The 9,694-nt window shown below is 44.2% G+C and carries 9 protein-coding genes; 5 read left to right on the top strand and 4 right to left on the bottom strand.

Annotated features, from left to right (window positions below; all coding sequences use genetic code 11):
- Positions 1-96 precede the first annotated feature (96 nt).
- The 3 genes from astD to RTP55_RS10445 all read right to left on the bottom strand — a co-directional run bounded on the left by astD (position 97) and on the right by RTP55_RS10445 (position 4,076).
- A complete protein-coding gene (gene astD / locus RTP55_RS10455) occupies positions 97-1,617 on the bottom strand; it encodes a succinylglutamate-semialdehyde dehydrogenase (RefSeq protein WP_312385956.1) in 1,521 nt (506 codons plus the stop codon).
- Between the two features lie 168 nt (positions 1,618-1,785).
- A complete protein-coding gene (gene astA, locus RTP55_RS10450) occupies positions 1,786-2,823 on the bottom strand; it encodes an arginine N-succinyltransferase (protein WP_312385955.1) in 1,038 nt (345 codons plus the stop codon).
- Between the two features lie 17 nt (positions 2,824-2,840).
- The gene (locus RTP55_RS10445; RefSeq protein WP_312385954.1) at positions 2,841-4,076 is read right to left on the bottom strand and encodes a bifunctional succinylornithine transaminase/acetylornithine transaminase; all 1,236 of its coding nucleotides are present in this window, start codon (positions 4,074-4,076) and stop codon (positions 2,841-2,843) included.
- 198 nt (positions 4,077-4,274) lie between these two features.
- Here RTP55_RS10445 and RTP55_RS10440 point away from each other — a divergent pair, with 198 nt between their 5' ends.
- From RTP55_RS10440 to cobA, 5 genes are all read left to right on the top strand, one after another.
- Positions 4,275-4,697 (top strand): Lrp/AsnC family transcriptional regulator, encoded by a 423-nt coding sequence (locus tag RTP55_RS10440; RefSeq protein WP_219330845.1) that lies wholly within the window; start codon positions 4,275-4,277, stop codon positions 4,695-4,697.
- A gap of 594 nt (positions 4,698-5,291) precedes the next feature.
- Positions 5,292-6,920, top strand: coding sequence for a BCCT family transporter (locus RTP55_RS10435; protein ID WP_312385953.1), 1,629 nt, complete (start codon positions 5,292-5,294; stop codon positions 6,918-6,920).
- A 207-nt stretch (positions 6,921-7,127) separates the two neighbouring features.
- On the top strand, positions 7,128-7,661 hold the full coding sequence (gene moaB, locus RTP55_RS10430) for a molybdenum cofactor biosynthesis protein B (RefSeq protein ID WP_312385952.1): 534 nt from the start codon (positions 7,128-7,130) through the stop codon (positions 7,659-7,661).
- Between the two features lie 42 nt (positions 7,662-7,703).
- Positions 7,704-8,261, top strand: coding sequence for a molybdenum cofactor guanylyltransferase (mobA, locus tag RTP55_RS10425; protein WP_312385951.1), 558 nt, complete (start codon positions 7,704-7,706; stop codon positions 8,259-8,261).
- Between the two features lie 146 nt (positions 8,262-8,407).
- A complete protein-coding gene (cobA, locus tag RTP55_RS10420; protein WP_099807652.1) occupies positions 8,408-9,274 on the top strand; it encodes a uroporphyrinogen-III C-methyltransferase in 867 nt (288 codons plus the stop codon).
- A 64-nt stretch (positions 9,275-9,338) separates the two neighbouring features.
- Here cobA and nirD read toward each other — a convergent pair whose 3' ends face one another.
- Positions 9,339-9,659: a nitrite reductase small subunit NirD gene (nirD, locus tag RTP55_RS10415; RefSeq protein WP_224053449.1), complete on the bottom strand. Its 321-nt coding sequence runs from the start codon at positions 9,657-9,659 to the stop codon at positions 9,339-9,341.
- Positions 9,660-9,694: the final 35 nt, after the last annotated feature.

Genomic DNA, 9,694 nt, shown 5'->3' with positions numbered 1-9,694 from the left:
GCTAATCAGTCGGCTTTTGCCCAGCTTAAGGCTATTAGCGGTGCGTAACTTCAGTGATTAATTTAAAAAAATTCGCTTCGATAATATTTTGATAACTTACAACACAACCCCTGGCGATAATTTCTCAGGCAAAGTCAATTGTTCACTCTCAAGCGACGCCATCGGCCACGCACAGTAATCAGCCGCATAAAACGCGCTGGCACGATGGTTACCCGATGCGCCAACCCCGCCAAACGGTGCGGCACTCGATGCCCCTGTCAAAGGCTTGTTCCAATTGACAATCCCCGCGCGGGCTTCCATCAATAAACGCTCAAACAAGTCACGCTTTGGCGATACCAAACCTACCGACAACCCAAACCGCGTGTCATTGGCAAGACGCAACGCCGCATCAAAATCGTTGTAGCGATAAATGCACAACAAGGGTCCAAAGTATTCTTCATCAGGGATGTCTTTGACATCGGTCACATCCAAAATCGCAGGTGATAATAGACTGCTGTTGTCTTTAACAGACCGCATGATTAACCGCGGTTTTGCCCCCAACTCAATGAGTTTTTGTTGGGCAGCTAGCATATCGTTGGCAGCTTTTAGCGAAATCACGCCGCCCATAAATGGCTGGGGCTTAGCGTCCCATTCGCCAATTACCAGTTTTTTACTGGCATCAACCAAGCGTTCAATAAACGCATCTCCCGCTTTGCCATTTTTGACCAGTAAACGACGGGCACAGGTGCAACGCTGTCCTGCCGAGACAAACGCCGATTGAATGGTTAAATTCACTGCCGCATCTAGGCTGTCTGGCTCACTGTCATCCAAGTCATCAATAATCAAGGCGTTATTGCCACCCATTTCAAGGGCAAGGATTTTGTCAGGACGACCTGCCAACTGCTGATGCAATTGATAGCCTGTGTTGGCACTGCCTGTAAACAGCAAACCATCGATGTGCTTGGATTGTGCCAATGCCACGCCTGTGTCACGTCCGCCTTGCACCAGGTTGATAACGCCATTGGGCAAACCTGCTTGTTGCCAAAGCTTGACGGTTGCTTCGGCAGTCCATGGGGTCAACTCACTGGGCTTAAACACAATCGTATTGCCTGCAATCAAAGCAGGGACGATATGCCCATTGGGCAAATGTCCTGGAAAATTATAAGGACCAAACACCGCCAGTACCCCGTGCGGGCGATGGCGTAAGGATGCCACGCCATCTGCCATTTTGGTTTCGCTCGCGCCCGTGCGTTCGTGATATGCACGAATCGAAATCGACACTTTACCTATCATCGACTGTACTTCGGTGAGCGTTTCCCATCGGGGTTTGCTGGTCTCTTGGCTGATGATTTCGGCAAGGGCGGTCTTGTTGTCTTCTAGCAATTTGGCAAAGCGTTCGATAATCGCAATTCGCTCGCTAATCGGCTTTTTTGCCCAACTGAGGAACGCTTGACGCGCCGCTTGACACGCCACTTCAACATCCTCCGCCGTCGCTGCGTTGCCTTGCCAAATCACTGCTTGGCTCACCGGGTTGGTTGTTTGCCACACGTCACCGTGAGCTGTGACCCATTCACCATTAATGAGTAGCGTCGCCTGTAGGCTGTTGCTGTTTGGGCGTTTATTGTCAGCGGTTGTCATCTTATCTTCCTTAAATGATTGATTGCCATTTTTTACAAAAACATAACTTCTAAAAAAACATAATTTCTACAAAAACATAGCTTTTATAAAACTATAAATAGTTGGGTAAAATGCTTTATCGGTCACGCGGTGCTGTTAGCGTGATGTTAATCGACTTGTATGAACCCATTAATGCGTAGGATTGAGCGGTAACACTCGCACACTCTGACCGTCTGTGAGATGAAGCTGTTTGGCTTGTTGTGTGGTCAACGATAGGGCGCCGTTAAGCTCGCTTGGTAATTCAAGCAAGCACGCTCGGTAGTCCAAATAATTATCATTGCCACACAAATATGGCTGAGTGTCAGACATGTTATTAGCGATTGAATCACTAATAGTGACGGTCACAAGCTGACTGTCATGCACCGCTCGAAGATTGCAAATTTCGGCTTCTAAGGTCGGACCTGCATCAAAAATATCGACATAATTTTGATACTTTAACCCTTCGCTTTCTAGGACTTTGCTAGCAGGCAAAGTTTTTGGGTGGGTTTTGCCAATGACGGCTTTGGCTTCAGCGGTCAGCAAGTCCACATAAATGGGGAAGCGGGGCATCAGCTCAGCGATAAAGGCTTTTTTGCCAATGCCTGTAAGATAATCAGCTTCGGCAAAATCGATATCAAAAAAATGACTACCCACCGCATCCCAAAACGGTGAACGCCCGTTTTCATCTGAATAGCCGCGCATTTCAGCAATCAATTTTTCTTCAAAATACTGCGAAAAGGCAGCGATAAACAAAAAGCGGATTTTTGACAATAATTTGCCGTTGTGGTTTTGGCGGTAGTCTTCGTCCAAAAACAAGGTACAAAGCTCGCTACTGCCCGTCAAATCATTGCCCAAAATCAAAGTTTTCATGATGTTATGGGTGTCAAGACTTTGTGAAGAGTGCACCTGTTTGCCGACGTGGTAGGTATAAAACGAATCACCCAACCCAATCGCCACCTCAATCCCGCTAAGTCCCACGACTTTTTGGCTGTCGGTGTCTTCAAGCACAAACAAATAGCCTTGCTCACACTTTTTGGCATCGCCTTTGAGGGTTTTTTCGATGCGTTTAAGACGGCTTAATAACACTTCTTTGTTGGCAGGCAGGGTCGTCATACCAATACCCGATTTTTCTGCCAACACAAAAATATCATCCAAGTCATTGACGCTTGCGTGTCGAACGATAAACATAGCGGTCACCTATCGACTTAATTGGCTTGATTGGCATTGGGTTGATTGGCGACAAAGCGAGCAATCGCACGCGCTAAACGGTTTAAGCCCTCGTCAATTTCGTCATCGCTAATAATCAGCGAGGGGGCAAAGCGAACGACATTTAAACCCGCTACCAAGACCAACACGCCTTCTTCACTAGCAAGGGTAACGATGTCTTTGGCTTTGCCTGCATAGGCAGGTTTTAGTACCGCCCCCAGTAACAACCCTTGACCTCGCACGGTCTCAAAAATAGGATAGGTTTGGTTGATGGCGTGTAGTCTATCAATGATGCGCTGTGAGCGAGTCTTGACCCCTGATAACACCTCAGGCGTATTGATAAACTCAAACACCGCGCCTGCAACCGCGCTGGCAAGTGGATTGCCGCCATAGGTCGTGCCATGGTCGCCAACCGCAAATTGACTGGCAAATTCATCCGTCGTAAGCATCGCCCCAATCGGGAAACCGCCACCCAGCGCTTTGGCGGTGGTCAAGATATCGGGCACAACCCCTGTATTCATATAAGCATACAGCGCCCCTGTACGCCCCACGCCAGTTTGGACTTCATCAAAAATCAGCAGCGCCCCTTTGTCATCACACAATTGACGTAAGCCTTGTAAAAACTCAGCATCCGCAGGCAACACACCGCCTTCACCTTGAATTGGCTCAACAATCACTGCACACGTTTGCTCATCAATCACTGCTTTTGCCGCCGCTAAATCATTGAACGGCACGTGAATAATACCGCCAGGTAGTGGGGCAAAGTCTTTTGAATATTTTGGTTGACCACCTGCTGCCACAGTAAACAGCGTACGACCGTGGAATGAATTGTCAAACGCCACGATGTTGCTTTTACCCTTGGCAAGCCCGATTTTACGCGCCAGTTTGAGTGCCGCTTCGTTGGCTTCTGCCCCTGAATTGGCAAAAAATACTTTGTCGGCAAAAGTATGATCAACCAACTGTTTCGCCAGTTTTAATACAGGCTCATTGGTATAACCGTTGCCGATATGCCACAATTTTTGACCTTGTTCTATCAAGGCTTTCACCGCCACAGGGTGAGCATGACCTAGAGCGTTCACGGCAATACCGCCAGCAAAGTCAATATAGTCTTTGCCATCTTGTGCCCACAGTTTTGCCCCGTCGCCTTTAACCAAAATAAACGAAGCAGGGGCGAAAACAGGGACCATGTATTGATCAAAATCTTGGCGGGTTGGTGGGTTCGATTGCGTGGTCATACGATTTCCTTATCAAAAAAATGGTAGAAATAACTATGTATAAAAGGTGTTAAACACTAAGTATTCATTGGCAAATTGCTGAATATAAAAATATTCAAAGCTTGTTAATTAGTATAGACAATCAAATTGCCAATAAAAAAGTTACAAAGTGACTATAATTAATTCATAATGAGCAAATTGCTAATAGGAAAAGTCAAAATGAATGATAATGACGAAAAGATTCTGGGTTTATTACGAGACAACGCCCGCTTGTCGATTAGCGCGATTGCTGACGTACTAAAGCTGTCTCGTACTACGGTGCAGAAGCGTATTGAATACATGGAGAAAAAAGGTATCATCACAGGCTATACCATTCGAATGAAGCCGACTGCCGAAAAAAATTTGATTCGAGCGTGGATGAGTATTCAAGTGGAAGGTAATAAGGCAAGTTTGGTGGTTCAACAGCTGCGTCTCAATCCCGCGGTTCATGAACTGCACACAACAAATGGTAAATGGGATTTATTGGTAGAGCTCACGGCAGATACGTTACAAAATTTTGATAAGGTATTGGAACAAATTCGCAAAATTTCAGGGATTTATAATACCGAAACGAGCATTTTATTGACAACTTATAAAGTCTGATGTTGTGCGTCATGATGGTATAGCTAGAAATGGCATAGCTAAAAATTGCGTGTTTATGTACAAAGTGTCTATTTATAAAAGGGTTATAAAATGGTTATAAAATGGGTACAAAATCGGCATTATCTCGCTTTATTTTGCGGTGAAGTAGCTGGCATGGTCGGGGGATTACCATCTATCTATGTTATTATCTATGGCTATTATCTATGCTATTTGTTGTAACCAAAATCCACTAACGCCTTAACGCGTTTTACCTTTAAGTCCGTCATTTAAGCCCATCATTGAAATCATCCTGATTATCCAATGGAGTAGCAATCCAGACGAGGCGTCAGTTAACCAAATTAAAGTAGATAAACCGATGATGTATGTTGAATCAACCCCTGCGTAATGATATTGGGTTATTAAATAAAATTAATTAATCCTATTTTCTCGGCTCTACTGAAATGTTACAGTATGTTAAGATATATATTCTTCATAATCAAAAACTTAGTTTTGTTTTTGTAATATATAAGCCCTGTTAAATCTTGCTGTAATTTGAATTATTGTAAATAATTTGTTAAGGTTGCTTTCCAGTTAATCTAATGAAAAGATATCTTTATGAGTTCTGTGAAAGTCGAAAAATTCGGCCCTTTTCCTCGGGTTAATCGCCCTGTTTTTATTGCATCCGCATTGCTGATTGTCGGATTTATTATTTTTGGTTCGTTATTTGGTGAGTTGGCAGGTGAGGTTTTTAACCAACTGCAGTCTTTTATTACCCACCGTTTTCGTTGGCTTTTTATCATTTTAATGAATGTCGCGGTGGTGTTTAGCCTATATATTGCCTTGAGTCGTTATGGCGATATTCGGCTTGGCCATCAGACAGAGCATCCTGAGTATAGCTTACTGTCATGGTTTGGGATGCTGTTTAGTGCGGGGATTGGGATTGGTCTGTTGTATTGGGGGACGGCAGAGCCGTTATATCATTTTATGTCGCCTCCGATGGGGCAAGCCGAAACCGTAGAAGCGGCTAAACAAGCGATGAGTATTTCGTTTTTGCATTGGGGGATTCATGCGTGGGCGTTGTATTGTGTCGTGGCATTGTCATTGGCGTATTTTCATTATCGCCGTGGCTTGCCGTTGTCGATTCGCTCGGTACTGTACCCATTGATTGGTCAAAAAATCTATGGCAAATGGGGGCATGTCGTCGATACCCTTGCGGTGTTTGGCACGATGTTTGGGGTGGTGACATCCTTGGGGCTGGGTGCGATGCAAATCAACACAGGCTTTAGCAATGTGTTTGGTATTCCCAATAATATTCCGGTACAGCTTTGTTTGATTGCAATTATTACCGCGATGGCAACGTTATCAGTGATGATGGGACTGGATAAAGGGATTAAACGCTTAAGCGATATCAATATTGTACTGACTGTGTTGCTGCTTGGTTTTATGTTATTGTTTGGTCCGACCCAGTTTATCATCGATAGTTTTATTGAAAATATCGGCAATTATGTCAGTCAACTTATTCCACTAGGATTTTGGAGTGAGGCGTATAGCAATACGGATTGGCAGGCAAATTGGACGATTTTTTATTGGGCATGGTGGGTGAGTTGGTCGCCATTTGTGGGAATTTTTGTGGCGCGCATTTCTCGGGGTCGTACTATCAGAGAGTTTATTTTTGGGGTGTTATTTATCCCGATGCTGTTGTTGTTCTTTTGGTTTACCACTTTTGGCGGCAGCGCGGTACATATGGAATTGATGGGCAATTATGGGCTGATAGAAGCAGTCAAAGCCGATTATGGTAGTGCGATTTTTAAACTGATTGAATATTATCCTTTAACCAAGCCTGTGACGCTGGTGATTGTGGTGATGATTATGTTGTGGTTTGTCACTTCGTCAGATTCGGCAAGCCTTGTGATTGATATGCTCACCGCAGGCGGCGATACCAATCCGCCAAAAATCCAGCGGTTATTTTGGGCATTGAGCCAAGGAGTGATTGCTGCGGTGTTATTGGTGGCAGGGGGGTTATCTGCGTTGCAAGCGGTCGCGATTATTGCAGGCTTTCCGTTTGCCATCGTGGTGTTTGTGATGATGTATTGTTTATGGCGAGGGCTGACACGTGATAGATTGACCTTGTACCGTAATCAACAATGGTATATCACGGCAGAGTCTGCTGAGCATAATTCAGCGAATGAGTTTATCGATGAGCATTTATTGCTGGGTCCGCCCGTGGTAGTTAAAGATGAGTAATATTGTTTTTGTTGATTAACATAAATGCACGGGTGCAAGCGTCGCAAAGCTGATGCCTGTCTACGCAGTCAACCACTGGGCGTTAATTGACAGAGTGACAGCCTAGACATGCGTTACAAAGAAAAACGCTATAACAAACGCCTAATCTATGGCAATATTTGATATGCCCATAAAATTGTATGCCCATCAAATAATGAGGAAACCCCAATGAGCAAGCCTGAAAAACCTTTTATTGCGCTTAATATCGCAATCTTAACTGTATCAGACACCCGAAGTTTAGAAGAAGATACCTCTGGTCAATACCTAGCCGATAGCCTTGTCGAATCAGGGCATACTCTGGCGGAGCGAGCCATACGCACCGATGATATTTATCAAATCCGTGCGATCGTGAGTCAATGGATTGCCGACCCTGCGATTCACGCTATCATTACCACGGGCGGGACAGGTTTTTATATCCGTGACCAAATCCCTGAAGCCCTAAGCCCGCTGTTTGATAAAGAAGTACAAGGGTTTGGTGAGATGTTCCGCGCGTTATCTCGTGATGAAATCGGCATGTCAACTTTGCAATCTCGCGCCCTAGCAGGCATGGCGAATAATACGGTGATTTTTTGTTTACCTGGCTCCTCGGGTGCCTGTCGCACAGGCTGGAAAGGCATCATCAAAGAACAGCTCGACAACCGTACCCGTCCATGTAACTTTGTGCCCCATCTGATGCGTGAAAATCCAAAACATGACCATTAAATTGGCAGGAGTGGTGATTTTGGCGGGGGTGAATCATCTCGAATGGGTTCGCCCAAGGCGCTATTAAGCTTGCCAAATGGCGAAACTTTGCTTGATTTTCATATTCGTCATGCCAAATGCTTAAATGTCCCTGTAATGGTGGCGGATAATGGTAAGGGCTTATGTCATGATACAACCGTCAAAATCATTGATGATTATCTGCCAAATCAACAAGATGGCAAAGGGGCAGGGGCGTTATCAGCCATGGCAAGTGCCATGAATCAAGTCATGTCTCCTTACCATTATTTACTGGTGATAAGCTGTGATAGTTTGGTTCAAGCCAATCAAGTTTTTGATAAGTTGCATTATGCGGCAACCGATAATGAAGCGGTGATTTATTTAAAAGCTGAAAAAGATTATCCATTGTTGGGTTTGTATCGTACGGATTTATTAATAAAATTAAAGGATTATTTGGATAAGGGTCAGCGCGCAGTGATGAAATTTTTGGCGGATAAAAAAATACAAACCGCTGCACTGCCGAATGAATGGATAACTTTAGCAAATTTTAATACCAAAAATGAATTTGATTTGGCGTTGAACTCACTCAATGAAATAGGATAAATAGGTCAAATTTTGGGAAATTATTCACATTAACAGGATATAAAATAATTTCATCAGTTAAGGGTAGGATTAAGGGTATGAGTTAAAATTTAGGCATGGTAATTGCATTTTTAAATTACCTTGTTTGATTATGTTGGAAAACTGCTATGCCTTCAATCAGTAGCCCTGTGAGTGTTGAATTTTTTCCCCATGACACCGTGAAAGAAAATCGTTTTGACCTTCCTATAACCACCAAACATGCAAAAGCTGTACAAAATCAGGGCAAAGTGTATCTGGTTGGTGCAGGTACAGGCGACCCCGAACTCTTGACCATCAAAGCCTATAAAACCATCTTGCAAGCGGATGTGATTTGTTATGACAATCTGGTGAGTGATGAGATTTTGGCACTTAACACAACGGCAGAAAAAATCTATGTCGGTAAAAAATGCCACAAGCACAGCATGTCCCAGCAAAACATCAATGGCTTATTGGTCACCCTAGCGCAACAAGGCAAAACTATTGTACGCTTAAAGTCGGGCGACCCGTTTATCTTTGGGCGGGGCGGTGAAGAAATGCAAACCGTGATTGGTGCAGGGGTGGCGTGTGAATCGATTGCTGGCATTACCACCGCGCTAGCAGTCGCCAATAGCGTCAATATTCCGCTCACCCATCGTGACTATGCGCAATCCGTCAAATTTGTGACAGGATTCTTGAAGGCAGACACGCCAAATGAGCAATATGCAGAGCTGCTTGCCGATAATCAAACGGTGATTTTTTATATGGGGTTAAATACCTTGCCATCGCTGACACAAGGCTTGTTGCAAGCAGGTAAATCAGCCGATACTCCATTTGCCATTATTTCCAATGTCAGCCGAGAGAATGAACAGGTATTAATCGGGACACTTGATACCATTCAAACGCTACAAAATATTGCCAAACTGCCTTCCCCTGCAGTGATGATCATGGGCGAAGTCGTATCACTATATAATGAGTTAAATGCCAGTCGGCAATATTATCAACAATTAGTGGTGTAGTTTGATTGGGGTAAAGATAAAGGGGCATGATTTCTATACCCCTTTATATATTGTCGGCATTTAGTTAAATAAACACCACGCCATGATTGACCTTAACTGGATACGATCTTAACGAAACTCGCTCATCATCAAGACACTTACCTGTTGCCAAGTCAAAACGTTGTTTATACATAGGTGACGCGACATAACGCACTTTTTGCCCGTCAATTTCACAGCTACCAAGTAGCCCCCTAGAAATGACGTTAGCCTTGCTAAATGGGTCAAAGTTATGCATGGCATATACTTCGTCATGATGGGTCCGAAAGATAGCCACTTGCTCACCGTTTACCAGCGCACACACGCCTGTCTCGGGGATGATATCGTCAATTTTACAGATTTCATTCATAGTAATTTTCCATTGTTTTGATTGAAAATGGCAGG

This window comes from Moraxella sp. CTOTU47579 (genome assembly GCF_032004885.1).
Lineage (GTDB): Bacteria > Pseudomonadota > Gammaproteobacteria > Pseudomonadales > Moraxellaceae > Faucicola > Faucicola tetraodonis.
Note: the sequence above shows the minus strand (reverse complement) of the source record. Positions and strands in the feature narration are given on the sequence as shown.